24 protein-coding genes and 1 pseudogene are annotated in these 24,580 nt (G+C 58.8%); 21 read left to right on the top strand and 4 right to left on the bottom strand.

The genetic code is table 11. The features are described from left to right. Positions 1–4: 4 nt before the first annotated feature. Together LAN70_15740 and LAN70_15735 are read left to right on the top strand one after the other, a co-directional pair. Positions 5–736, top strand: a complete 732-nt coding sequence (locus LAN70_15740; GenBank protein MBZ5512603.1) for an outer membrane lipoprotein carrier protein LolA — start codon at positions 5–7, stop codon at positions 734–736. A gap of 207 nt (positions 737–943) precedes the next feature. Beyond that, a complete protein-coding gene (locus tag LAN70_15735) occupies positions 944–1,165 on the top strand; it encodes a hypothetical protein (protein ID MBZ5512602.1) in 222 nt (73 codons plus the stop codon). 24 nt (positions 1,166–1,189) lie between these two features. Here the strand turns inward: LAN70_15735 and LAN70_15730 are convergent, their stop codons facing one another. After that, positions 1,190–2,653, bottom strand: a complete 1,464-nt coding sequence (locus tag LAN70_15730; protein MBZ5512601.1) for a glycosyltransferase family 39 protein — start codon at positions 2,651–2,653, stop codon at positions 1,190–1,192. 151 nt (positions 2,654–2,804) lie between these two features. On the opposite strand from LAN70_15730, the gene LAN70_15725 reads away from it, so the two are divergent. The 5 genes from LAN70_15725 to LAN70_15705 all read left to right on the top strand — a co-directional run bounded on the left by LAN70_15725 (position 2,805) and on the right by LAN70_15705 (position 10,010). Then, positions 2,805–6,287, top strand: coding sequence for a glycosyltransferase (locus LAN70_15725; protein MBZ5512600.1), 3,483 nt, complete (start codon positions 2,805–2,807; stop codon positions 6,285–6,287). 142 nt (positions 6,288–6,429) lie between these two features. Further along, positions 6,430–6,981, top strand: coding sequence for a LemA family protein (locus LAN70_15720; GenBank protein ID MBZ5512599.1), 552 nt, complete (start codon positions 6,430–6,432; stop codon positions 6,979–6,981). After that, the gene (locus LAN70_15715; protein ID MBZ5512598.1) at positions 6,981–8,795 is read left to right on the top strand and encodes a DUF2207 domain-containing protein; all 1,815 of its coding nucleotides are present in this window, start codon (positions 6,981–6,983) and stop codon (positions 8,793–8,795) included. Before LAN70_15720 ends, LAN70_15715 begins: the two co-directional genes overlap by 1 nt. 240 nt (positions 8,796–9,035) lie before the next feature. After that, the gene (locus LAN70_15710) at positions 9,036–9,371 is read left to right on the top strand and encodes a PilZ domain-containing protein (GenBank protein ID MBZ5512597.1); all 336 of its coding nucleotides are present in this window, start codon (positions 9,036–9,038) and stop codon (positions 9,369–9,371) included. Then, entirely contained in the window at positions 9,372–10,010 is a 639-nt protein-coding gene (locus tag LAN70_15705; GenBank protein ID MBZ5512596.1) for a response regulator transcription factor, read from the top strand. It begins immediately after the preceding gene. A gap of 752 nt (positions 10,011–10,762) precedes the next feature. Here the strand turns inward: LAN70_15705 and LAN70_15700 are convergent. After that, a pseudogene (locus LAN70_15700) lies at positions 10,763–10,846 on the bottom strand (DUF2442 domain-containing protein). A gap of 86 nt (positions 10,847–10,932) precedes the next feature. Beyond that, the gene (locus LAN70_15695; protein ID MBZ5512595.1) at positions 10,933–11,187 is read right to left on the bottom strand and encodes a hypothetical protein; all 255 of its coding nucleotides are present in this window, start codon (positions 11,185–11,187) and stop codon (positions 10,933–10,935) included. Between the two features lie 71 nt (positions 11,188–11,258). Here LAN70_15695 and LAN70_15690 point away from each other — a divergent pair, with 71 nt between their 5' ends. The 14 genes from LAN70_15690 to LAN70_15625 all read left to right on the top strand — a co-directional run bounded on the left by LAN70_15690 (position 11,259) and on the right by LAN70_15625 (position 23,388). Further along, the gene (locus LAN70_15690; GenBank protein MBZ5512594.1) at positions 11,259–11,471 is read left to right on the top strand and encodes a helix-turn-helix domain-containing protein; all 213 of its coding nucleotides are present in this window, start codon (positions 11,259–11,261) and stop codon (positions 11,469–11,471) included. Then, on the top strand, positions 11,468–12,280 hold the full coding sequence (locus LAN70_15685) for a hypothetical protein (GenBank protein ID MBZ5512593.1): 813 nt from the start codon (positions 11,468–11,470) through the stop codon (positions 12,278–12,280). The genes LAN70_15690 and LAN70_15685 overlap by 4 nt, the downstream gene beginning before the upstream one ends. A 363-nt stretch (positions 12,281–12,643) precedes the next feature. Next, positions 12,644–12,847, top strand: a complete 204-nt coding sequence (locus tag LAN70_15680; protein ID MBZ5512592.1) for a hypothetical protein — start codon at positions 12,644–12,646, stop codon at positions 12,845–12,847. Positions 12,848–13,864: 1,017 nt separating this feature from the next. After that, complete coding sequence (locus LAN70_15675) at positions 13,865–14,365, top strand: hypothetical protein (GenBank protein MBZ5512591.1); 501 nt, start codon at positions 13,865–13,867, stop codon at positions 14,363–14,365. Continuing rightward, a complete protein-coding gene (locus tag LAN70_15670) occupies positions 14,366–14,515 on the top strand; it encodes a hypothetical protein (protein MBZ5512590.1) in 150 nt (49 codons plus the stop codon). After that, on the top strand, positions 14,496–15,575 hold the full coding sequence (locus LAN70_15665) for an HK97 family phage prohead protease (GenBank protein ID MBZ5512589.1): 1,080 nt from the start codon (positions 14,496–14,498) through the stop codon (positions 15,573–15,575). Before LAN70_15670 ends, LAN70_15665 begins: the two co-directional genes overlap by 20 nt. Before the next feature lie 11 nt (positions 15,576–15,586). Next, the gene (locus tag LAN70_15660) at positions 15,587–15,868 is read left to right on the top strand and encodes a hypothetical protein (GenBank protein MBZ5512588.1); all 282 of its coding nucleotides are present in this window, start codon (positions 15,587–15,589) and stop codon (positions 15,866–15,868) included. Further along, a complete protein-coding gene (locus LAN70_15655) occupies positions 15,865–16,152 on the top strand; it encodes a hypothetical protein (protein MBZ5512587.1) in 288 nt (95 codons plus the stop codon). Before LAN70_15660 ends, LAN70_15655 begins: the two co-directional genes overlap by 4 nt. 216 nt (positions 16,153–16,368) lie before the next feature. After that, positions 16,369–17,544, top strand: a complete 1,176-nt coding sequence (locus LAN70_15650; GenBank protein ID MBZ5512586.1) for an ATP-binding protein — start codon at positions 16,369–16,371, stop codon at positions 17,542–17,544. Further along, positions 17,528–18,298 (top strand): hypothetical protein, encoded by a 771-nt coding sequence (locus LAN70_15645; protein MBZ5512585.1) that lies wholly within the window; start codon positions 17,528–17,530, stop codon positions 18,296–18,298. The genes LAN70_15650 and LAN70_15645 overlap by 17 nt, the downstream gene beginning before the upstream one ends. A gap of 14 nt (positions 18,299–18,312) precedes the next feature. Further along, positions 18,313–19,461, top strand: coding sequence for a hypothetical protein (locus LAN70_15640; GenBank protein MBZ5512584.1), 1,149 nt, complete (start codon positions 18,313–18,315; stop codon positions 19,459–19,461). Between the two features lie 13 nt (positions 19,462–19,474). Next, the gene (locus tag LAN70_15635; GenBank protein ID MBZ5512583.1) at positions 19,475–20,944 is read left to right on the top strand and encodes a hypothetical protein; all 1,470 of its coding nucleotides are present in this window, start codon (positions 19,475–19,477) and stop codon (positions 20,942–20,944) included. A gap of 114 nt (positions 20,945–21,058) precedes the next feature. Continuing rightward, entirely contained in the window at positions 21,059–22,012 is a 954-nt protein-coding gene (locus LAN70_15630; GenBank protein MBZ5512582.1) for a hypothetical protein, read from the top strand. Beyond that, positions 22,009–23,388, top strand: coding sequence for a hypothetical protein (locus tag LAN70_15625; protein ID MBZ5512581.1), 1,380 nt, complete (start codon positions 22,009–22,011; stop codon positions 23,386–23,388). Before LAN70_15630 ends, LAN70_15625 begins: the two co-directional genes overlap by 4 nt. Positions 23,389–23,589: 201 nt before the next feature. Here the strand turns inward: LAN70_15625 and tnpA are convergent, their stop codons facing one another. Further along, positions 23,590–24,021, bottom strand: a complete 432-nt coding sequence (gene tnpA, locus LAN70_15620) for an IS200/IS605 family transposase (GenBank protein ID MBZ5512580.1) — start codon at positions 24,019–24,021, stop codon at positions 23,590–23,592. Positions 24,022–24,580 lie beyond the last annotated feature (559 nt).

The following is a 24,580-nucleotide window of genomic DNA, read 5'->3' as shown; positions in this document are numbered from 1 at the left end:
TCGAATGAATCGCACGATCCTTTCGCTATCGCTGATCCTGATGCTGCTGGCGGCCGTCGTGGTCGCGCACGTCCCAATTGCTTCCGCAGCGCAACCGCAGGCCAAGGCGGCCGCGGGGAATCTCGAGTCCGTGCTGGCCGCCATGGACCGCGCCGCGGACAATTTCAAGACCGCCGAGGCCAATTTTGTCTGGGACCAGTATTCCAAAGTGGTGAACGACCACGACCTCCAGAAGGGCACCATCTACTATCGCCGGGCAAGCAATGGAGTGGAGATGGCCTCCCACATTACCTCGCCCGCCAGGAAGTACGTGCTCTTCGCCGGCGGCAAGATGGATGTCTACCAGCCCGAGATCGAGCAGGTCACGGAATACAACGCGGGCAAGAACAAGGCGGATTTTGAGAGCTTCCTTGTCCTGGGCTTTGGCGGACGCGGCCACGACCTGCAAAAATCCTTCGAGGTTCGCTTCGACGGCGCCGAGAACGTGGATGGCGTACCGGCGGCGAAGCTGACGCTCACGCCCAAGCAGGTGAAAGTCCGCAACATGTTCCAGCAGATCATTCTGTGGATCGATCCGGCGCGCGGTATCTCGGTGCAGCAACAGTTGATCGAGCCCAGCGGCGACTACCGCCTCGCCAAGTACAGCGACATCAAGATCAACCAGAACATCCCGAACGACATCTTCAAACTGAAGACCTCCGGCAAGACGAAGTGGGTGCGTCCGCAATCGGAATAGCTGGCAGGATCATTCCGGGACGGCAACGAAGCAGGGGCAGAATAGGGAATTTTTGCATCTGCGGGCCGATTCTTTTGTGGAACGTTGGTAGTTCCAAGCTTATACTCGCACTCAGAAACGGGGATATTGTCCCCAGCCAGGCAACAAGGACAAAGCACACGAGCATCCAATGGCTGGTTACTCAGGACCAGCCGCGACCAAGCTTTTATGGCCAAAGTTTTCACTATCCCCGTCACGCCGAATCCTTCACGCCGCAACAAGCGCGACCGCACCTCTGACCCGCGTTACGTCGAGGGCCAGCGCTTGCTGGTGGAAGCGATGAAATATCTGGCACAGAGCAACAAGGACGCGAATCGCGCAGCCATCGACTTTCTCTTCGAGCACTTCCAGACGAATTTCCGCAGCAGCGACACGCCGCTGAATTTGTAGTCAACCGTCGTCCGTTTTCGGTCTTCAGCCAATCCGCATGTGGCCAGAGGACTGACGACTGAAGACTGAGGACTGACGACTCGCACACATCGCCGCGGCGAAGACAATCACCACCGGGTAGCACTCCAGCACGTAGCGCGGCTCGGGATAGGCGAGCGCGGTCATGATGAGGGTGCGCAGGACCACGAAGCCGGCCAACATCCCGGCGTAGCGGATTTCCCGCCAGACGCCGACAGCTCCCAGCAACGCGAGGCCGATGTACATGCCGTTGATCGCCGCCAACGTCACCGACCAGGCGAAGTCGTGGGGATCGTCGCGGAACCTCCACCAGTGCGTGTCCAGCGGCAGCATCTCGGTGCGCGGGCGCAGCCAGAGGTCGAGAATGCGCAATACCGGCAGCTCGACGTAGTAGCGGAAGGGCTTGCGTCGGATGCGCTGGCGAGCGAGTTGCCCAAATTGCGCGTCGAGTTCGCGTGTCATGGTCACGGTTTGGTTGTAGCGGTCGAACACTTCCTGCGTCGCGCGGCGCTCGCCGGCACTGTCGAAGGCGCGATCGGGCAGGGCGTTGATGTCCATCACCGCGTCGTCCATTTTGAAACCGATGTCCTCCAGCGAGGAGTAATCGGCCAGCCAGGTGCGCATCCAGCGTTCGAAGCCGGTGGCGTAGTACTCTCCCGGTGCATTGGCATGAATGGGCGCCAGCGGCATGAATTGACGGAAGGCGCGCCAGTTGCGGGCCGTCCAGGGCGCCAGCGGGAGCAGCGAACAGATGGCCAGCACCACGCCCGCTACCATCGTCTGCCGCGGATTCCCTGCGAGCCGCAAGAGCAGGAATCCGCCGATCGCGATCAGGACGATGCCGCCGTCAGGGCGCAGGTAAATGCCGGCGGCGATGGCCAGCCCGCAGCCAGCCCAGTTGCCGATGCTGACCTCTTCCGTATTCTGCTGCCATGCTCGGGCGGCAACCGCGAAATCAAGCGCCATCGCCGCGAAAAAGATAGCCAGCGTTTCGGTCAAGGGCACAGCGGTGTAGTTGGCGTGAAACGGGCACAGGGCCGCCAGCGCAAACGCCCATTTCGCCGCTTGCCGTGAGCTGAAGTGAACCGCGCCGGCGGTCGCGCGCCGCGCCAGGTCCGCGATGATGAAGCAGGTTCCTACGTCAATGAATACCTGCGCAAAGCGGACGGCGTTGTAATGCTCCACCCCGAGCACCGCCCACATTCCCGCCAGAAATGCCGGGTAACCGGGCAGCCGAATGTAGGTGGGGACGGGGCCACTCGGCCCGCTGAGCCCATACACGTGGCGCAGCAACCAGTTCTTGGCAAGATCGCCATAGACAATGCCGTCCGGCGTCAGATTGGGAAAGCGAATCACGAAGAGCAGCCGCAGGGCGAAGGCCGCGCAGGTCAACCAGAAGAACCACCGGCGGTGCGACCGCAACAACCCGCGCCAGCTCCGATCGTCAGCCGTTTTGGTGCTATTCTGCATCCAATAACCAGGGTCTTTCCCGAGTGACACTGCCACGAACATGCCGCCCCGCGCTGGGGCGGGGGCATCCGTCCGGCACCCCATTTTCATGGAAGTGCGGCGCGGTGGCGCGCAATCGTGTGCGTCATTGTAGGATAAGTAACCGGAATTCATGGCCAAGCCGATTTTTTACGACCCGCAGCACAAACGGTGGAAACGTCTCCGCCGGCTGATGGACGTGTTGGGCCTGGCCGTTTCGCTGCTGATCGTTTTCTTCCTGGTGAGCGCGCTCAGCGGCGTCAGCCTGACCACGCTGCTGCTGCCGGAACAGCACCGTCCTTACAAGGCTCTGAAAGAGAAAGAGCGTAAGCGCCCCAAGGCACGCGCAGTCACCACCAAATCGAAGAAGCCTCCCACCGAACTGGTGCTGAATTCCGGCGACGGCGTGCGCGCCGCGTTTTACGTTACCTGGGACGCCGCTGCTTATTCCTCGCTTCGCGAGTACGTCCGCCAGATCGACATTCTCTATCCCGAATGGCTGCACGTGCTCACCCCCGATGGGCGCATCCAGGCGGTGGACCCGGAACTGAAGTTGTTCAACGTGGTGCAGGGCGCCGCGGTTCATAGTCCCGACAGCAAAGAGCGGCCGGTCATGAAGTTTCTGAAGGACGAAAACGCCGAGACCGAGGTGCTGCCGCTGGTCAACAACTTCGATCCCACGAAGAACCAGTGGGTCTCGAATATTGAGCCGTTCCTGACCAGCCCCGAGGCGCGCGCCGGTTTTCGACGCGAAGCCGCGACCTTGCTCGCCAGCGATAACTACAAGGGACTCACGCTGGATTTTGAAGGCTTCCCGCGTTCTGCGCAGCCCGGCTTCCGCCAACTGGTGGATGAACTGCACGCCGACTTTCAGGCCAAGGGCATGAAGTTACACATCGCCGTCCCGATCAACGACGACGATTTCGACTACGCGTACCTGGCCGCCCACTCCGACGGCCTCATCCTGATGAATTACGACGAGCACTTCCAGGGCGGCGATCCCGGGCCGATCGCCTCGCAGGATTGGTTCACCAAGAACCTGGTGGATGCGCTGAAGGTCATTCCCAAGGACAAACTCATCTGCGCCATCGGCAGCTACGGTTACGACTGGTCGCTGGTCGAGCAAAAGAAGGGGAAGCCGAAAGTTGACAGCGCGCGCAGCATTGACAACCAGGAAGCCTGGCTCAGCTCCTCCGACTCCGAAGCTCCGATCACCTTCGATCCCGACAGTCTGAACCCGCATTTCGCGTACGAGGACGAAAAAGGCAAGCGTCACGACGTGTGGTTCCTCGATGGCGTCACCGCGCTCAACCAGATGCGCGCCGCCGTCAAACTGGGTATCAACACTTTCGCCCTGTGGCGGCTCGGTTCAGAGGACCGTTCGCTCTGGCCGGTATTCGACCTGCCCGGCACAGTCGGCGTGGTGCAGGACCTCCGCCTGGTGCCTCCGGGGCAGGACGTGGACATGGAAGGCGCCGGCGAGGTGATCCGCATTGGCAATCAGCCGTCTTCCGGCGAACGGACCTTTACCCTGGATCCCACCACCGGCCTCATCACCGACGAAAAGATGACGGTGTTGCCGCGGCCCTACCAGCTCGATCAGTACGGCGCGAATCCCAAGCAGATAGTCCTGACCTTCGACGACGGGCCCGATCCTGACTGGACGCCCAAAATCCTCGACGTGCTGAAGCAAAAGAACGTTAAGGCGGCGTTTTTCCTCATCGGATTGCAGGCGGAGAAGTACCCCAATCTCGCGCAGCGCATTTACGCCGAAGGCCACGAGATCGGCAACCATACCTTTACCCATCCCGACATCAGCAACATCCGCAAATCGTATATGCGCGTGGAGCTGAACCTGGCCGAGCGGCTCTTCGCCAGCCGCTTGGGCGTCAAGCCGCTGCTGTTCCGGCCGCCTTATTCGATTGACCAGGAACCCGACACCGCGGACCAGGTGCGCCCGCTGGAGATCGCGCAGCAGATGGGATACATCACCGTGGGGGACAAGATCGATCCCCACGACTGGCAAGACCATCCGGCAGCGGAGATCGCGAGCGATGTCATGGCGCACCTGCCGCCCTGCGATCCCGACGACCAGCGCTGCGGCAACATCGTCCTGCTGCACGATGGCGGCGGCAACCGCGGCCAGACCGTGCGCGCGCTGCCCATGATCATTGACGGCCTGCGCCAGCGCGGTTACCAGATCGTCCCTGTGTCCCAACTTCTGGGCAAACCGTACGACGAAGTGATGGTTCCGCTGGCGCCGAACGAGCGCTGGTCGGCGCGCATTGACAACTTCGGTTTCCTGCTATTCGGTCTGATCGGCTCCGCCATCGTGATCATCTTCTTTCTCGGTGACGTGCTCATGTCGGCGCGGCTCTTCCTGGTCGGCGCGCTGGCCATCTTCGACCGCTTCCGTCACCGCATCCGCCAGCGTGACCGCGCGCAGATCGAGGCGGCGCAGGCCTACAAGCCGGCTGTTGCCGTGGTGATCCCGGCATTCAACGAGGAAAAGGTCATCGAGCGCACCGTCCGCGCCGCGCTCGATTCGGATTACCCCAAGCTGCGCGTCATCGTGGTGGACGACGGATCGGACGACCGCACCCTGGAAGTCACCCAGAAGGCCTTTGCCGCCGAAATCCGGAGCGGCAGGGTCACCGTGCTTACCAAACCGAACTCCGGCAAGGCCGAGGCGCTCAACTACGGGCTGGAATTCGTGCACGAAGAAATTTTCGTTGGCATTGACGCCGACACCGTGATCGCGCGCGACGCCATCTCCCGCCTGGTTCCGCCCTTCCTCGATGCCCGCGTCGGCGCCATCGCCGGCAACGCCAAGGTCGGCAACCGGGTCAACTGGTGGACGCGCTGGCAGGCGCTGGAGTACGTCACCAGCCAGAATTTCGAGCGCCGGGCGCTCAACGTGCTGGGCGCGGTCAGCGTTGTGCCCGGAGCGATCGGGGCGTGGCGGACCGCGGCCGTGCGCGATGCCGGCGGTTTCCACGTTGACACCGTCGCCGAAGACGCCGACCTCACCATGGCGCTGCTGCAGCGCGGCTTCCGCGTCGAGTACGAAGACCGCGCCCTCGCCTATACCGAGGCGCCGATGAACGCCCGCGGCTTAATGCGGCAGCGCTTCCGCTGGTCCTTCGGCATCATGCAGTCGGTGTACAAACACCGCGCCGCCTTTGGGCGCAAGGGCGTGCTGGGCTGGGTGGCACTGCCCAACATCGTCATTTTCCAGATCCTGCTGCCGCTGGTGTCCCCGTTCATCGACATTATGTTCGTCTTCGGCGCTCTCGAGTATGCTGTCGACCGCTACTTCCATCCCGAAACCGCCGACTTCCGCAGCTTCGAGAAGCTCGTCACCTACTTCGCGATGTTCCTGATCATTGACTTCATCGCTTCGGCGCTCGCCTTCGCGCTGGAACGCCGCACCGCCGACAACCGCGAGGACTTCACCCTCCTGCTCCATGTCTGGCTGCAACGCTTTGCCTACCGCCAACTGTTTTCGATTGTCCTGATCAGGACCCTGAAGCGAGCCATGACCGGCAACGCCTTCAATTGGGACAAGCTGGAGCGGACGGCAGCCATGTCGTATGCGAAGGTAGGTAGTCGGTAGCCCGTAGTCCGGCAGGGACTTGATTGCATCACGGACTACTGACTACCGACTACGGACTACCACGTACTTCAGCACCCGTTTTCGCCCCCGCGCGTTTATCATATGCAATGCAATCCGGAAGGCACGGCAATAAGGAGGCGACATGGGCCTGATCATCCTGGTTGGCGTTGTCGTAGTCATCGCCGGCATCCTCATCGGCCTTTACAACAGCCTGGTGCAACTGAAAATCCGCGCCGACTCGGCCTGGTCCGACATTGACGTGCAGCTCAAGCGCCGGCACGACCTGATTCCCAACCTGGTCGAGACCGTGAAGGGCTACGCCGCGCACGAGAAGAGCACGTTCGAGAACATCGCCAAGTGGCGTTCGGCGGCGATGTCGGCTACCGCGCCGGCGGAACGCGCCCAGGCGGAAGGCCAGCTCACCATGGCGCTGAAGTCGCTGTTCGCCGTCGCCGAGGCCTACCCGCAACTCCGCGCCAACGAGAACTTCATGTCGCTGCAGAAGTCGCTGGCCGACATTGAAAACGACGTGCAGAACTCGCGCCGCTACTACAATGCCGTGGTGCGCGACTACAACACCCGCATCCAGACATTTCCGGCCAACATGTTTGCCGGCGCTTTCGGCTTCCAGGCACGCCAGTTCTTCGAGCTGGAAACGCCGGCGGACCGCGAAGTCCCCAGCGTGAAGTTCTGATGAGCGGCAACGCCAACATGCAATCAATCAGTGTGGCTCGGGTCTTCGACCCGGGTTCGCGGGTCAAAGACCCGCGCCACACCGGCCGGTGGCTGCGCCGTGCGACTTTGCTGGTCATATTGCTGTGTTGCCTCTGCTCTCCCGCCCTGGCCCGCAACTGGCGCATCGCCGACTTCCATTCCACGGTTGCGATTGACGACCACGGCGGCGTCAGCGTCAGCGAGCGCATCACACTGGTCTTTGTGGGGCAGTACAACGGCATCTGGCGCAGCATTCCGGTCGAGTACCCCGGCCCGGGCGGCACCAATTACTCGCTCTTCTTGAAAGTCGAAAGTGTCACCGACGAGAACGAGCGTCCGCTGAAGTACGAGATCAGCCGCGACGGTCCCTACAAGAAGGTCAAGATCTACATTCCCGGCGCGGTGGACACCAGCAAGACCGTCCTCATCAGCTACAGCACGCCCAACGCCGTCCGCTACTTCGACGATCACGACGAGTTCTACTGGAACGTGACCGGCAATGACTGGCCGGTTCCGATCGATCACTCTTCCGCCCTCGTCTCGCTCCCCGCCGCCGCCGCCGGAGGCCTGCGCGCGCAAGCCTTTACCGGCGCCTACGGTTCCACCAGCCGGGAGGCCACCGCCGATGTGCGAGGCTCGCACGTCGAATTCGAAACCACCAACCCGCTGCCCATGCGCGGCGGCCTGACGGTGGATGTATTCATCCCCAAGGGCATCCTGCATCGGCCCGGCCCGCTCACTCGCCTGGGCTGGTTCCTGCGCAGCAATCCCGTGGTCTTGCTGCCGCTGTGGACATTGCTGGTGATGTTCACGCTCTGGTACTACAAGGGCCGCGACCCCGATCCCGGCCGCTCCGTCGCTCCCCAGTACGAGCCGCCGAAGGACATCACGCCGGCGGAAGCGGGCACCCTGCTCGACGACCGCCTCGATCCACGCGACATCACCTCCACCGTGGTTGACCTGGCCGTCCGCGGCTTCCTCAAGATTGAGCAGGTCGAGACACCCGGTTTGCTGTTTCACGGCAAGGACTATGTCCTCCACCTGTTGAAGCCCAACTCGCAATGGGGAGACCTGGCGCCGTTTGAGCGCGTCATGCTGGAAAATATTTTCTGGGGCGGGGAAAACACCAACCTGTCCAGTCTGAAAAACCGCTTCTACACCGCGATTCCCGTTATCCAGCAGGACATCTTCTCGGCTCTAAAGCGCAAGGGAATGTACTGGCTCGATCCGCAATCGGCGGCCGGATATTCCGTTCTCGGCGTCATCGTCAGCTCCGCCCCGTTTGTCATCGGCCAGGTTGCCGGCGCCATGAACTTGTTCGAATCGGGATGGCTGGCGGCGCTTTCCATCGCCGTGGCTGTCGTCATCGTCTGGTTATTCGCCCGCCAGATGACCTGCAAGACCGTGCTCGGCGCGCGCACCCGCATCGAAATCCTCGGCTTCCAGGAGTTCATGGACCGCGTGGATCGCGACCGCATCCAGCGCATGCCGCCCGATACCTTCGAAAAGTATCTGCCGTACGCGATGGCCCTCGGCGTCGAGCATCACTGGGCGCAGGCGTTCGCCGGCATCGTGCAACAGCCGCCGAGCTGGTACTCCGGCCCGACCGGCGGCGGCATGTTCAATCCCGTGTTCTTCTCCAGCAACATGCATAGCATGGCACAGACCGCGCATGAAGCCTTCGTGGCCGCGCCGCGCGCCAGTTCCACCGGATCCGGCTGGGGCGGAGGGGGAGGCGGGGGAGGCGGATTCTCCGGCGGCGGCTTTGGCGGGGGAGGCGGCGGCGCTTTTTAGGGCCGCCAGGCGCGAAGAGATGTTCGTGATGCGCAGGCCCGTCGCCTCGGCGGGGCTGCCCCGGATCGGACGCAACTCACCATGCCGTCGGCGCCCGCGTCCCCGGCCTCGGAAGCCGCCGTGGGTAGCCGCCATGACAAGGAGGGCTACGCCTTGATTCTTTTGGTTGCGCGCGCCCTGTGATATAACCCCCCCAGCAATTCAGCTCTCCAGTTTCTGGGAACGATGGAGGAGGGTTTCTTGCCCGACGCGCGCACCGGCCGACGCTTTCCCCTGACCCTGCCAGTCAAGATCAAGGGCGGCAATTCGCGCCGTTCGCAGGCTGCCACCACCAACAACCTGAGCGCCGCCGGCGTCTTTATCAGCACCGACCTGCCGTTCCGGAAGGGCTCGAAGCTCAATTTTCAGATTACCCTGCCCGCGCCCGTCATCGGCTCCAAGAGCGACGTGGAAGTCAAGTGCTCCGGGCGCGTGATACGCGTGGACACGCCGACGCGCGGACAACGCCGGGGTGTGGCTTGCGTGATCGATTGTTACCAGTTCGTGCCGCAGCGCAAGTCGCGGGAGGCCAAGTAAATGCTCAAGATGGTCCTGGCCGATAAGCAGGCAATCTTCCGCGCCGGAATCGCCAAGGTGCTAGGCGTGGAAGATGAGATTCGTATCGTGGCGCAGGTGCAGTCCTCGGACCAGATTTCCATGTCGCTGGAAAAGTTTCGGCCCAACGTGCTCGCCTTTGCCGGCAACCTGGCTCCCAATCTGCAGGAGTTGATCGGCATCGCCACTCGCACCAAGACCCGCCTCATCATCCTCGCCGAGACCGGCGAGAACGGCCATGCCTACGTCAACGCCGGCGTGCACGGCGTCGTGTACCGCAACGTCACCGGCCCGGCTTTATTGGAGTGTGTCCGCAAGGTAGCTCGCGGCGAAACCTGGATCCAGCCGCAGACCCTGGCGCCGGAAGAGGCGGAGAACGACATGGTCGGCGCCCGCGTCCGCGACCGGCTCACGCCCAAGGAACTGCGCATCGTCGCCCTTATCGTGCAGGGCTACAAGAACAAGGACATCGCCGCCGAACTCGGCACCACCGAGCAGGTGATCAAGAACTACTTGCGCAATATCTACGACAAGATTGGCGTCTCCGACCGCTTGGAGCTGGCACTGTTCACCATCCACCACCGCATCCTCGCCGAGGCCGCCGCCGCTACGGGACGCTAACGCCACCTTGCTTAGCGGCGTTCTGCCGCAGAGTACAATCCCCGCGTCCATACTCGCGGTTCATACGCACGCCCAGCGGCACGCGTCGGCGTCTCTGCAAGCACGTTCTCCCGGCACGATGAGATACGTGCATCCGACGCCAGCGCACAAGCAGAGCGCCATGCGGAAGTTGGAGAAGTTCAATGCAGAGCAGGATTCACAGCACTCGCAAGATGAGGGGGCCACAAAAATTCCCACAGGCGTCTGTTTTGGTGCTTCCCTCACGAGACGGAACTTGCTCGCAAGTAATTGAACTGGCGGAGAGGGGGGGGGATTCAACACCGCGCCTAAACAGCATCTCGCGTGCTGTGAACCACTTCGCGTTGAAATCAGCTACAGACAAGCATTTCAAGCGTTTTTCCGTAGTTGACCTAGTATCCTCGCTTATACGCTGTGAAGTGGATTACCGCACTAAACGGTATCACTAGGTATCACTGGCTGGCTGCTCTTGAAGCGAGAGCGTAGCGTACAGACCTCCTGAACCTGTCGATGGAGAACTGTACGTGGGGCGGGATCCTCTTGAAGCGTTTCCTCCACTCGGTCGTGTTCATCACCGTGAAGATGTCTCCATAGAAGCGGTCGAGGCCGAAGAACCTCTGAATGTTCTCTCTGTCGGTCGCCAGCATGAGGTAGGCGTTGTTGTAGGTGTTCCGCGCGACGCGGGTCTCGGCTGTGGTCGGCTTTCGCCGCAATAGCCTCTCTGCCAGCGTCCAGCTCGGCGGACGTCCGCCTTTCTTGCCGTTCTTTCTGGCTGCCGCCGTTTTCGCCTTCGAGCGGCTCTTGCCGCCGATGCGTCCACCGATGCGTCCGAGTTCTGCTGGCGTTTCGCCCAGCCACGATCTGATCTGTTTCGCCATACGCTGCACCCGTACACCCAACACAATTATATCAAGCTTTCGGTTATTCGCTCCGATGATAATAACCTAAAGCCTAGGAAATCGCGCAAGCCGCGTGAAATCAACAAGGCATTCGTCTTGGCGGAAAACCGGAAACACTTAAAGCAATCGGCAGCCACCGAAGCCGGGCCGAAAACTGCCAGCGCTGCCTCGTAACACACACCGGGAACAGTGGCAGGCAGAAAAAAGATGGCGAGTAGAAAATTACAAAGTTTCTTGATCTTCACGTTGGTGCTCGCCATCGTGATCTGCCAAACCGGGGCTGTCCTGCACCGACAGCCCCGGCTGCCCACTTTCCTCAAGGCAGAAGCAAATGGCAGGCACACCAGAACATGAAAATCTCCTAGAGCGCCTCGATCGAATGGATCACGCCATAACGGCGCAGGCTCTCGCCTCCCTGCTCGGACTAAGCCCGATCACTATTTACAAACTTGCTGCTCGCGGCGATCTTCCATCGCTTCGAATAGCGACATGCGTCCGGTTTGATCCGCGGCAGGTTGCGCGCTATCTCCGAGGCGAGCGATGAACGGCAAGCCAAAATCTCATCGCGCCTCCATTCTGGCTGCCTCGTACTGTACGCATCCTGATATTGATGCCGCGGATTCAATGCTGTTTGTTTGCCTGGCTGCGTATGCCGATTATGGAACTGGATCGAATAGTCGCCCAGGCAATGAGAGCATTCAGCATGCGATGAAGCTAACGAACAACCCGTCCAAGATTCGCATCACCAAGAACATCGAGCGCGGATTGATCGAGCGCACGTTCCGTGCAAATGGTCGTAAGCAAGCCAGCATCTATCGGCTTTGCTTCGAGAGTCCTCACTTCCCAGATCAAGCTCCCAACGGTGAATGGTTGATCGAGAAACCGGACCATGGAGATGATCCGGATAAAACCGGACCATGGAAACCGAATTCGGGCCAGAAACCGGACCATGAATCGGCAGAAACCGGACCACGGACGCAGCTAAACCGGACCACCGATCAGCAGAAACCGGACCATAGCTGCGGTACGCACAACAAGAGAGCAATAGAGGAGAAACAGAGGAGTAACAGTTGCGCAGCCCCCTCCCCCTCTTCTCACGTAGAAAAGCAAAAGCCCAGCACTTTGGTTGAAACATTCTATGGAGAGTGTCTGCGTATCTGGAGAGCTAAGCACGGAGAGAAAGCTGGACTGTTGTTTCCAACCTTTGAACGCAAGCTGGCTGCACAACTCCTTGAACGGCATGGAATGGAACTGGTGCTCGCCAAGTTTCAGGATTACATCAAGCCTCGTAACGATCCGAAAGATACATGCGCCTTGCTTCACTTTATCGGCAAAGGAGACAAATCTTGGTAACGACAGCCGCTTTGGTTGAAAACATCCGCGACGCCGAAAGCATCGGTGGTTATACCACCGTGGACGGACACGTCCATGCAGTCCGGTCGCCGCGCCGACCATGTTGTGAAAACCCGAATCCAATTCGGTTCACGGTGTGCCTTCCTCCAGATATCAACCTTAATGGCGGTGTCGAATGGTTCACCTTGGAGTCTGGAGTAAAGCAAGCTAGCGGCAGTTTCGGCACACGTGAACGGCGGAATACCGCTCCGGAAAAGTTCCAAGCGGTAGGACAGGCTGGAATCGAATCAGGATGCATGAACATCTGCGCGTAACGTTCTCAAGATCAACATGGCTCGGCCCAAGCGGACAAGGAGAATGAACATGGATGTCCAGATCGACAACTTGAAAATCGAAGTGAACGAAGAGCCCACCGACGACGCACCCGTAACCCTGGCGTACATTGGTGACCGCCTGTTCCGGAAATCGACGCGCTCACTCCAGTGGCATGAACTGATTGCGGCACCGCCGGAACTGAACGCGAAGCTGAACCGGGCAGAAGAGGCGTTCGAGAAATGCCTGTCCTGAGCAAGTGGCCTTATGCCACCAGCGCGTGGAAGAACCGAACCCGGCCTGCTTTCCTGGCCGCCAACGCGATATGCCAACACATTGACGACCGCACAGGCCGGCAGTGTGATCGGCCCGCCGTGATCGTCCATCACTTGTAGGATCCGAAGGATCGCCCTGACTTGGCGTTCGACTGGGCCAACCTCGTGGGAGTCTGTCAGGCACACCACCCTGGCCAACACAGAGGGGAACCCAGCCCGGAGGCTGGGGGATCTTACTATTGTCACACCATCCAGCACGGCGTGATGGGTTCGCCCGTAGTAGTCCACGAGCACGGCGGACCCTATCCCATGTGGCATAAGGCGTACAAAGAGGGAGCCTGGAAGCCACCCGCCGACAGAGATCGGTCGCCCTGGATCGCCACCACCACGGCTGTCGGTGATGCTGCTCTCGACCGTGCTTTGGCTGAGTCAGATTAAGGAACCATCGGGAGCCAGATCGAGGAACCATCGTCTGACACGCGCGTAGGGATCACCCGGAATCCTGCATAGGATCGTCTGTAGGCAGTGTTGGCTGCTCCTACCCTGGTATCACGTGTCCTGTGTTGGCCTGTGTTGGCAAGCACGCCGATCTACTCCAGTTAGCAGATCGCGGCCTGGGAAAGTCCCGCACTCAGTTCGATGGCCGACGCACGCAGAGACACGCGGAAACACCGAGGGGGCAACACACCTGGCTGTGTCCGGCTAAGTGATTGAAGGGTATGGGTGTTGAAGGATCATTTCTGAACACGCCGGAAACCCAACGTGTAAATTTGTGCACACTACCGCGATTTCGAATTTTTTGAACCTCGAATTCTTCAGGTAATTCAGCCAACATTTTCATCCCGAGAATGTCCACCAGCCCATTCAGAAAATGGCCTGTGCCGCAGACCCCTCTGCCAAAAACTTTTTGGTGTAACAGCTACTCCGCAACTATGTGATACGGAGCATTCAACGCTCCTGAGAGAGCAGCTGCAAAGGCTGTTGGAAAGGAATCATCGTGGACCTCCAGGTCATCAGCACACAGCACAAATTCTACCGAGTGGATGTCGATGCGCTCTGCCACATCTTGCTCGAACTTTTCCCCGAAAACCTGAAGCGCATCAATCCTGCGCCAGTGAACCTGGCTGGACTGCACGGTAATGTCCAGGTTCCGCGTCCGGCGGTCGCGAGCGAGTGGGGACTGGCCAAGTCGTACGGCGACATCAACAAGGTCGTCGGGTTGCAGATCACGCTGGCTGGCGGCGAAGTGCTCGCAGTCGGCGGGCCTGCCGACAAGATCGTCGAGAACTGCAAGCGAAGCTTGGCTGGACGCCCTGCTTCACTTCCGTCTGACCTGCTGATCAGGCTGTACGCGGAGGCCACGGGGCAGATGGACTCCGACGTGATCAGGGAGAGGGAGCACCAGCAGAGGATGGCTCTCCAAACGAAGCTGGAACAACAGAACGCCAGGACGACCCCGGACGCAATCGCTCAAGTCGTGGCCGAGGGGCACAAATAAATGGAACCGGACGCGGAAATTAAGGCCGAGATCGAGCGACTGACGCAAGCCGCGCTGCTGAGTCTCGAACGCAGCGGAGAGGATCTTGAAAGAATACGCACCGCCAACCAGCGGATGCGGGAGGAAAGCAATGCCAAACAGCAAAATTGAAAGACGCAATTTCATCAACATTCGCGCCGAGAGCCAGGGCGAGGAATTCTGCTTGATCGGCTACGCCGCGCTGTACAACGTCGAGTCGAGAGACCTCGGCGGATTCCGCGAGATCATTCAACCAGGCGCGTTCGACCGCTCGTTGTCGGAGGGCGACGAAGTCTACTTCGCCTTCCAACATGATCCCGGCCAGATTTTGGCGCGGACGAGCAACGGCACACTCGCGCTGTCGTGTGACGACAAGGGTCTTAGGTTCAAGGCCACGCTGAATCGCAACATCGGCGCGCACAGAGACGTTTACGAGAGCTGCAAGTCCGGGTTGTACACGGAGTGCAGCTTCGGCTTCATGGTTCGCGACGGCGGACAAAAGTTCAGCGGCAACGTCCGCACTCTGACCGACGTGAAGCTGGTTGACTGTTCGCTCGTTGGCGTGCCGGCATATCCGAACACATCCGCGTCGGCCCGCAGCGCAGTCCCGACCACGCAGCAGTTGAAAGCGCGGCTCGCGAAGCTGGGTGGTAGCGTGTTCGCTACGGAAGATGAGCAGCGCCGCGCCCACGCGGAGAAGCTGGGAAAACAGATCGACGGTCAGGCTGTCGGTGACGGCAAGGACACCATCGCCTGCGAGCGTTCGCTTGACGACAAGGGAGCCTTGCTCGATGCTCTCCAGGATTTGGCTGACGAGCGCTACGGCCCGAGGTACAGGGTCGTGGATGCGGACTGTTCGGAAGGCAGTCGCTGCGGCACCGCCATCATGCGCGACATGCTGAGCGACGCTGAGGACTTTTACGGCGTCGATTACGAAGAGGATGAGCCGGACGAAGACGATCTGCGTTCGCTCAATTATCACATCGCCCGCTTTTCAGGTGATCTTCGTGGCCTGACATCCGACGAGATTTCGGCTATGCGCAAGCTCCGCTTCACCAGCTACCGTCGCAAGATGGTGCCGAGCGGAACAGCGTGGTCGAAAGCTCCGCGAGCTGTGCGCGCCAACGAAGATTGGTTCGCGGGACGCAGTGAGCGCGATCTGAAGTGGCGCATGGAAAGCGCCAGTCGATAAAGGAGAATTTGATGGCAAACCAAACACAAGCCGACCCGACGCGCCCAGGTTACTGGCTCGACCTGCGACAACCACTTCCGAAACCGGGCGATTACAAGCCGCAGCCCAAGCCCACAGAGGTCGTCAGCGGCGGTGGGGAATCACCAGCCGAACTGGCGACTAAGATAGCGCACGCGGTCGGCCTGCGCGAGCTGGCACCCTTCATCCAGCACGTACTGGAACTGGAGCAGCGCATCGCCACGCTGGAGCTGCTCGTCGGCTCGAAGGAATTCACCGAAAGGAAAAGCAGATGAGTGACAACGCATACGCCCGAGAGCTTCGCTACCAGCGCTACGACTGGCAGCAGCGAGAGGTGATCAAGGCGGCCGCGACGCTGCTGAAGCACGGTGTCGTCACAGGCTCCGAAGCGGCTAATTTAGTCGTCAAGCTCTACCTCTACAGCATTACGGCGGATGGAAGCACTGTAATCGTCCAGCCACGGGGCGAGCGCCGCCCGCATCCACGGCATTGGTCTGCGCTTGCGGAGCTCGTGGGCCTTCCGCAGATGGCTAAAGCATTTCCCCGTGCAGAGAACTGAGCTCTTAGTGGCAGCCAACCCCTCGCCTTACTTTTCAATGATTTACCTCAGACCAATTGAATAATTGAGATTGCCCCTCAAGCCCGTGCGCAATGAAAGCGGGCGGGAACTCTGCTGCCCTGTGCCGTATGATTAAAGGTTCTTCCGGCATTGTGCTTGCCTTTTTTCCACGAATGCATAACATCAGCTGTTTTCCACATAACGATAAACTTGCCCATGGACAGACGCTTCGAACATCTGGCCTTAGTTCGGTGGCCATTTCCCGTGGTGCCTGATCAGGCCTTTTCGAATTTCATGGCGGATCGGGTCCAGCTCAAGACCGACATAGAAGATCTCCTGAGAATCCTTTGTCGCCGCGACACCTCGTCAATTCATCTCTTATGGGCCTGGTTCGGCGCGGGTAAGACCCACAGCCTCTTCTACATCAGCGATCAGGCAAGCTTAGCCAATGGCAATTGCACTAACAATGGTCTGTACCCTGTGTACAGTGAATTTCCCCGGGCCGTGAAGGGATTTGTCGACCTTTACCGATCCCTGGCCGAGGGATTCAGCGTTGATTTGCTGGCCGATAGTTTTCTGGAAATCTCCACGTGCAGTGAATCCAAAAGCTTTCAGCAACAAATGTTGCACTCGTCTCCAGACCTGGCGAATGCGCTAACGCAAATTGCGATGGGAGATGCCCACCAGCAACTCACTGCGTTTCGGTGGCTGCGCGCCGAGAATCTCCCATTGGCACAGCTGCGCGGCGTCGGCATTTCAAAGCGGATCGACTCCGCCGAAGAAGCACTTCGAATTGCGGTGGCGTTGATGACGCTCATCCGATTTGCAGATCGCGCGAGAGGCAGGCCGGGCACGATGATCCTGTGGATGATTGACGAATTCCAACGGATCGCAAAGTGTTCGCCGCGCGTTTGCCAGGAAGTAAACGTCGGCCTTCACTCGCTTTTCAATGCGACACCAAACGGCCTTGCAATATTCATCTCCTTTTCGGGAACCCCGCAGAAGAAGCTGCCAGACTGGTTTGGCAGGGAGTTGAAGGATCGACTCGCCCGCGCCAAGATGATGCTTCTCCCGCCGCTCACATTCGAAGAGAGCCTGCTCTTTCTGCGCAACGTGTTGAGTCGGTTCAGACTCCCCGGGTCCAATGCAGATGCGTACTTTCCGTTTACACAAGAAAGCGCCAAACTCGTGCTCACCGAAGTAAACAAGCACGGCCAGCTGAAGCCGCGCGCTATCATGCAAGCGTTCGGGGCGGTTCTCGAAGAAGCCGACCAGAGGATCGAAGCAGGCACGATGAAGTCGATTGACTCCGCTTTTGCGCAACGAGCACTTGCTGAAAGATTGACGTTCTCTGACGGGGAGGAGGACGAACCTAGTGCAGCACTTGAATGAGGCGCTTGCTCGTAGAGGATTGTTTCAGAGCCTTCGTGAACTGGAAGGTTCTTCTAAAACGCTTTATCCAAGAAGTGAGCTTCAGGCTCTGCTGGAAGTTCATGGCGTCGATGAGCCCAAGGGGGCCATCGAAGACCTTGCGGCGGAAGGCCTTCTCCACAGAGTCGGAAACGACTATTACCTATCCACGCGAGGCACGCGCGCAAGCTTGCTCTTACAGGCCCTGAATGGGGCAGATCTGGCCGAGACATTCGACAAGTTGGCGGCGATTGACCCCATGCTCGCTCGCTACGAATTGGTCCGCGAAGGGATCACCGAGATTTTCATCCAGAGCCTCGTGGACAGGCCCGGATTCAGCCGCCTCTACTTTTGTTCGCCGTGGATTCACTTGTCGGCAAAAGAGGGCGAGCTGCTTTTGAAAGCGGTTCGGCGTGCGAGGCAGCAGTACGCAAATCCGGTCGAGGTGTTTCTCCTCACGCGCCCGCAGGACGAGGACGGAGCAATCCCCGGCGGAGCTAAGATTTTCCGGGAATTGAGTGCCGAAATATATCTTCACCCCAGGTTGCACACGAAACTGTACATTAGGGAACCGGATGTGAACGGAGCCGGCGTCGTGATGGGAATCGTCAGCTCAGAGAATCTCACACGATCAAGGTACCTGGAGCTCGGGATCAAGATCACATCCGACGGCCGGATGATCAATCAACTCGTGAGGTACTTCTTCGAATTGAGTCAGCAGAGCCGGGAGGCTTAAAGAGGAGGCAAGACGTGGATACCACCAGCAGCACATTGGGGAAAGGGTATGGTCTTCGTCGCGACAACTTCATCCTGGATCCGCTGCTCGATATCGATTGTTTTGCGCGCGACGACATTCGTACAAACGACATTGCAGAGGGCCTCGATATTGACCTCATCACAGGCCTTGCGCCGAAGCGTCTTGTGTGGGGACCCTATGGAGGCGGCAAGACGCACACGCTTATGCGTACGATGAAAGAGCTATCGCAGCTCACGAACATCGAATACCGACGAATCGAGTGCCCCGATCTTTCCAAGAAATCACGCTTTCATGATCTCTATCGGGAAGGCATTATGCGAGCGCTTGGCCAAGATTTCATTCTCGGCATTCTCGAAGATGCGCTCCATTCGGTCGGCCCCGCGCGAAGGGATGAGCTCCTGCACCGCCTCAAGGCCAAATTCGGTGATGAGGAAATCGCAAAAGCGTCGATCCGAATCGTCGACCCTAATTTCGATCTTTTGCGCTTATGGGCGTGGATCTCGGGCGTGGCCATGGGACGCCAGGAACTCGCCGACCTCGGGCAAACCCAGGACCTCACTGAAACGGAGGCGGCGAGATTGGCGGACATCATTTGTTTGTTCGGCAGACTGCTGCGGGAGCTGAAAGGGAAAACCTTGGTGCTCATCTTGGATGAAATGGAGCGACTCCGGTCGATTGGACCGGAGACGATCCCCACTTTTGAATCGGGCTTTACCCGGCTCGTCGACCCCAATCAGAAGGCCGTTTCGATTCTGGTCGGGGCGTCGGCATCGCTGCAGTCCGAAATGGTCGATGTGTTCAGAGAAAACGGACCGGTCACTTCACGGCTGGGCCCCGACGCGCAAATTGAAATACCGAGCCTTAATGATCCGGACGTGAATAAGTTCATCGGAGGTGTCATTCAGTACCTTCGTGATTCTGAATGCGACCTCAAATCCCTTATGAAAAATGCGGCCAAGGATGCGGGCTCAGAGATACTTTCCGAAGAGTATTTCCCGTTCAGCGAGGAAGCGATCGATTCTATCAAGAGTCATCTGACGACCAGCATGACGCCACGCGACATCACTCTCAAGATGACGCGCGCTTTGGGAAGAGCTCACCGGGCTCAACGGTCCGTCATAACCGCCGACTTGGTCAGCTAGGAGAGCTTGCCTAATGGCTGGATCAATCCCTGACGCCACGTTCCGTTTGGAACACTCGTTTGCGTTGAAACCGGACCTTACACTCGACCGCGTATCAAATTCCGACGTTGTGATGGGTCAAAATGCGCCCGGAAGTCTCGATGCAATCTTCCTGGGAAAGCAGGCCGAGACTCCCTATCGAAACGTGTGGATGGACACGCGCGGGGCCCATGCAGTGTACGTGATGGGTAAGCGCCGGAGCGGGAAGACGTACAGTCTAGGTGTGATAGCGGAGGGCCTGGCCGCGTCGGGGTGGATACGCCAAAGCTCCCTCCAACAAGGCGTACTAGTGCTCGACAGCATGAATGTCTTCCTCACGATGCCGTTTGGAGTAAGCGAAATCCACGACGCCAATTCCCCTGCCGCACAGGAACTACGAAAGTGGCGTCTTGATACAGAACCTTTTAAACCGCTGCTCTTCCGCCCGAAGGGGACATCACCTCCAGCTGGACTGGAGACGATTGAACTCACTCTGAAGCCATCCGATTTCGGCTCGGAGGAATGGTGTGGTTTGTTTGAAGCCGATCCCTTCGCCGACCCACTTGGCCATCTGATCACGGAGCTTTACGCAAAGGTAGCGTACGACGGTTATACGGACGTCCAAGGCATAACCCATCCGCCGCTTCCCGAATTTTCCCTTTCAGATCTCTTGGCGGGCCTCGCAGCAGATCCGGACCTGCAGCGGTACCACCGGGATACCATCGAATCGCTGAGGCGTCGGTTAGATGCGGTACGGCGACTGCCGTTGTTTTCTACGGCCGGACTCGACATCCGTCGGCTGCTGGTACCCGGGCGAGTCACCATCCTCCTCCTCCGTGACCTCGATCAGCAGATGAGGGCTGCACTTGTGGGATTGATAGTTCGCAAGATGATGCATCTCAGAGGTGCCGCGGAACAGGAAGAACGAATGGCGCCAATTTACCACGCAAAGGCGGAACGCCTGCAGCAGACCAACCCAGATGCGGCCCGTGAGTACGCGCGGCTCGCTGAGTCGTGCCAGAGCAGGGCTCAGGCCGGCATCCCACGATCATGGATTATTATCGACGAAGCCCACAACTACATTCCCGCACGTGGTGCGGTCGCGTCCCGAGCGCCGCTCAAGAAGTACGTTACCGAAGGCCGCAATTTGGGATTGTCGATAGTGGTTGCCACCCAGCAGCCTTCGGGTCTCGATCCTGCTATCCAGCGGAATGCTGATTTACTTCTCATTCACGCATTAAGCCATCGGGATGACATCGATGCTGCGGAGGGAATGATCAATACGAGTGTGCCGCCAGAGTTCGTGATGGACAGAAGAGAAAAGGTACAGAGTGGACGCATATTCGAGGCGATGGTGCGCTCGTTACCACTCGGCTACGCAATTGCGTCCACCGATCGCGCCAACCGACTTTTTCCCCTGCTCATGAGGCCGCGCATTACAGTGCACGGAGGCACGGAGTACTAGAAAGTGGTTCCTCGCCTAATCTTCCGCACCCATTACCAGGTCGAAGAGCCCGCCTACATAGAGCTCCTCGTGAAGAGGTGCTCCTCTGCGGTCCAAAGCTGCTACCCGGAAGTTGTGGCCGAGCGACTCGTAAAAGAGGTCAAGAATCGCATTGACAAAGACTTCAACAAAGCGGCTGCACTGTATGCAGTAGATCTCGCTGCTGCCCTTGGTGTCATCACGGACAACAACACATGGACAGACAAAGGGCACCTCGTAGACCTCTTGGCGGATATCGGAGAGCCGAACGAACTGTTGCTGAAGCCTCGGGAGAAGCTGCTTCATTTTCGTCTGTTTCTCGAAGCTGACGGCGCGGTGCTCCTGGAGCTCGCACGATACTTCATCGAACACGGGTCGTTGTCGCATGCTGAAGCCATCGCCTCAGATTTCGTCGAGCAGCTGTTCTCGCGAATTTACAACGAATATTTGAGGCTGACGACCTCGACACCGGAGCGGATGGCACTCCGCGAAGACATTCAGAAGCTTCGGCAAGAGGGATATAGGCCGAAAACGCGTCATCACAAGCTTCGTATTCATATCCAAACTATGTTCCGGCTTGGGCTTATCGACCGCCAGGACAACGCGGATATACGCTACATCGCAGCCGAGCAGCACATTCCGAAGCTGTCCGCATTCGTGCGTGAGATAACCAATGTGGAGGTACTGGAGAAGAGAATTGCGAAAAACGAACATCTCTCTGTTGCGTCTCGTGTGTTTGGAATGGGGGCGCGGAATTTCGAAACTATTCCGCAGGAGCTTCTTTCATCATTGCTTATAGACGCGTATGAGCGGATTGCGTCACATGGCACTCCGATCTGCCCGATTTCCACTATCGTCGAGGCGATGCAGGCGACACTCATCTCCGAACACGATACCGATGCGTCGTTCGATGATTTGCTCGGATTCATAACACACCTCCAGCGGACCAACGCGAAGCAATTCAGGTTTCACGTGGATCGGAGAGGGCGGCCCTCGTTCATCAAGATTGCTGACCAGTGGCTTCAACAGTTCAAGGATGTCAGAGCATGAGCCGCTGGGCGAAGGCTCGCGGCAATGGCTTCATTCGCACGGCGTCCCTCTCGTCACGTCCTAAGCGCGGCGCCAAATACTGGTTGGAGTCCACTCAGCCGGAAACTGATTACATGCACTATCTTTTTCGCTATCCGGCGAAATTTCACCGCCCGATTGTTCGTTGGGCGCTCTCCACCGAGCCGGACAAGAAAGTTCTAGTCTTCGATCCTTTCTCCGGGAGCGGCACGTCGAATGTCGAAGCGTTGGTCGACGGCCGATCCTCGCTGGGGCTCGACATTGATCCGCTGGCCTGTTTCATCGCGCGAGTGAAGACTCGGCCGCTCAACCCCGATGCTCTAGCCCGGCACCTCGACAGAATCCAGCAGCGGCTGGCGAAGGTTTCGCGTCGCCAGGTTGAACTAGAGAAACTGATCGGCGGTGATATCAGCGAATCTCGATATCTGAAGGAGTCGAAGGATTTGTGGATTCCACCGATTCCAAACATAGCTCATTGGTTTCGACGGCATGTTATCGTTGATCTCTCGCGTCTCGTCCAAGTACTCAGGGAATTCCCAACGAGTGACACGGAGCGAGAATTTTACTTGGCCTGTGTCGCAGCGATTATTCGCCGGGTTTCGAACGCCGACCCGGTTCCGGTGTCCGGTCTCGAAGTTACTTCCATACAGGCAGAGCGAAACAAGCAGAGGGAGATAAATGTCCAAGAAGAGTTTCTACATAAGGCCCGCACAGTAATTCACGGTATGCGTGAGTTGTGGGACGTTAGTCGAAGGAAACATCCGGCACCCACCGCGATCATAGAATGTGGTGACGCCCGCAACATGGAAGAGGTGCTGGTCCATGAGGCCGCTCATCTAATGCCCTTCTCGTTTGTGGTAACTTCGCCTCCCTACTTCAGCGCTGTAGAGTACAGTCGGCGGCACAAGCTTGAAATGTTCTGGCTGGGACTCGTGCCGGACTCATACAGCCACCGCAGAATGGCGTGGGATTACTTGGGAGCAAAGCAATTTGGTAAACGCACAGCGGGTCTTCGCGATTTTGGCATCACCAAGCTTGATCGTTTACTGACACGTATTGCTGATATCGATCTGCCCCGCGCATACTCCCTGGAGCGCTATTTTGCCGGAATGGAGCGATTCTTCTGCGAACTCAGTCGCATCACGTCCAAGCGAGCAAACGTGATTTGCGTCATCGGTGATTCCACCTGCGCCGGAATGAAAGTGTCCACTGCGGATCTTATTGCCGAGATTGCTTCAGATCACTACACGCTACGGAGGCACTTTTCGTATGCAATACGCAATCATTACATGCAGTACGGCCTCCGCAACGGTAAAGGTATTCGGCAGGAAATGGTCCTAATGTTCGAGCGGCTCTGAAATGACTTGATTTACCGTCCCGTTCCCGTACCGGTGCTCACCTGCCCGCACGCCCGCGCCGCGCGCAGCCGCTGTTTTACTGATTAGTTAGTAAGTATCCCCCGGCAGAGCCGGGGGCTTTGGTTTGTGAGCCGCTCAAAGCGGCTGTGCGGGGTCGCTAACGCGGCCCCGACGGATTGGTGCCACCGTCGCGGTGGCAGTTCAGCGCCACAGACCCATCTGGTCTAAGCGCTCGTCCTCGTGCTCTTGCTTGCGGATGTACTCGCGGATCACCGCCTCATCGCGGCCCACGGTCGACACCCAGTACCCGCGCGCCCAGAAATGTTGCCCAACAAAATTCCTCTTCCGCTCCCCGTACACCCGTGCCAGATGGATCGCGCTCTTACCCTTGATGAACCCAATCACCTGCGACACCGCGTACTTGGGCGGGATCGCGATCATCATGTGCACGTGGTCCGGCAGCAGATTCCCTTCTTCAATCCGGCTTTCCTTCTGCTCCGCCAGCTTGCGGAACACTTCTCCCAGGTACCGCCTCAATTCTCCGTACAGCACCTTGCGTCGGCACTTCGGGATAAACACCACGTGGTATTTGCACTCCCACTTGGTATGGCTTAGGCTTTCCATCTCGTCCATCGTTGAAATTCCCTCTCGTGTGCTTGGCGGCTCACGTTTGGGAGTTTCCTCGGTGGACTCCTGTATCTGTCAAACTTCTACTGCCTCCCCGGCAGAGCCGGGGGGTCTCCCGCTTGTACTAGACTCGGCAGTTTTGGAGCGCTCTGTATCCTATCCCCCAGCCGGTTTGACGCGTCCGGCGCGTAGCCCGTAAACTTAGATTTCAGCTCCCGCCCTACGCCACTCAAGGCGGGGCGTCGGTGCCCCTTGGGACCGCGGAGAACTTCAGGAGCTGCGCGCCAGCCGGGGCGGACCCCGTGAAAGTATGCGTGCAAGCGAGCCTCATTTCCCGCCTTTCCTGCCTTTGATAGAATCCGCCAATGGCCGTCCCAAACGAGATTACGAAAGCGATTCAGGAGCTGCAATCAGACATCACGACCTTAAGCAATTCGCTGCCAGAATGGGACCGATTCGCCCCTAACTTATGATGGCTCGCGGAGGTACCGCGAGATGGCAAACCGAATAGTTTTGCAGGCCAAAAAGCTGGAATCGCTAATCAAGGAGAACACGTTCGCGCGGT

This window comes from Terriglobia bacterium, from assembly GCA_020072845.1.
Lineage (GTDB): Bacteria > Acidobacteriota > Terriglobia > Terriglobales > Acidobacteriaceae > JAIQGF01.
This window is presented reverse-complemented; position numbering and strand designations above follow the sequence as displayed.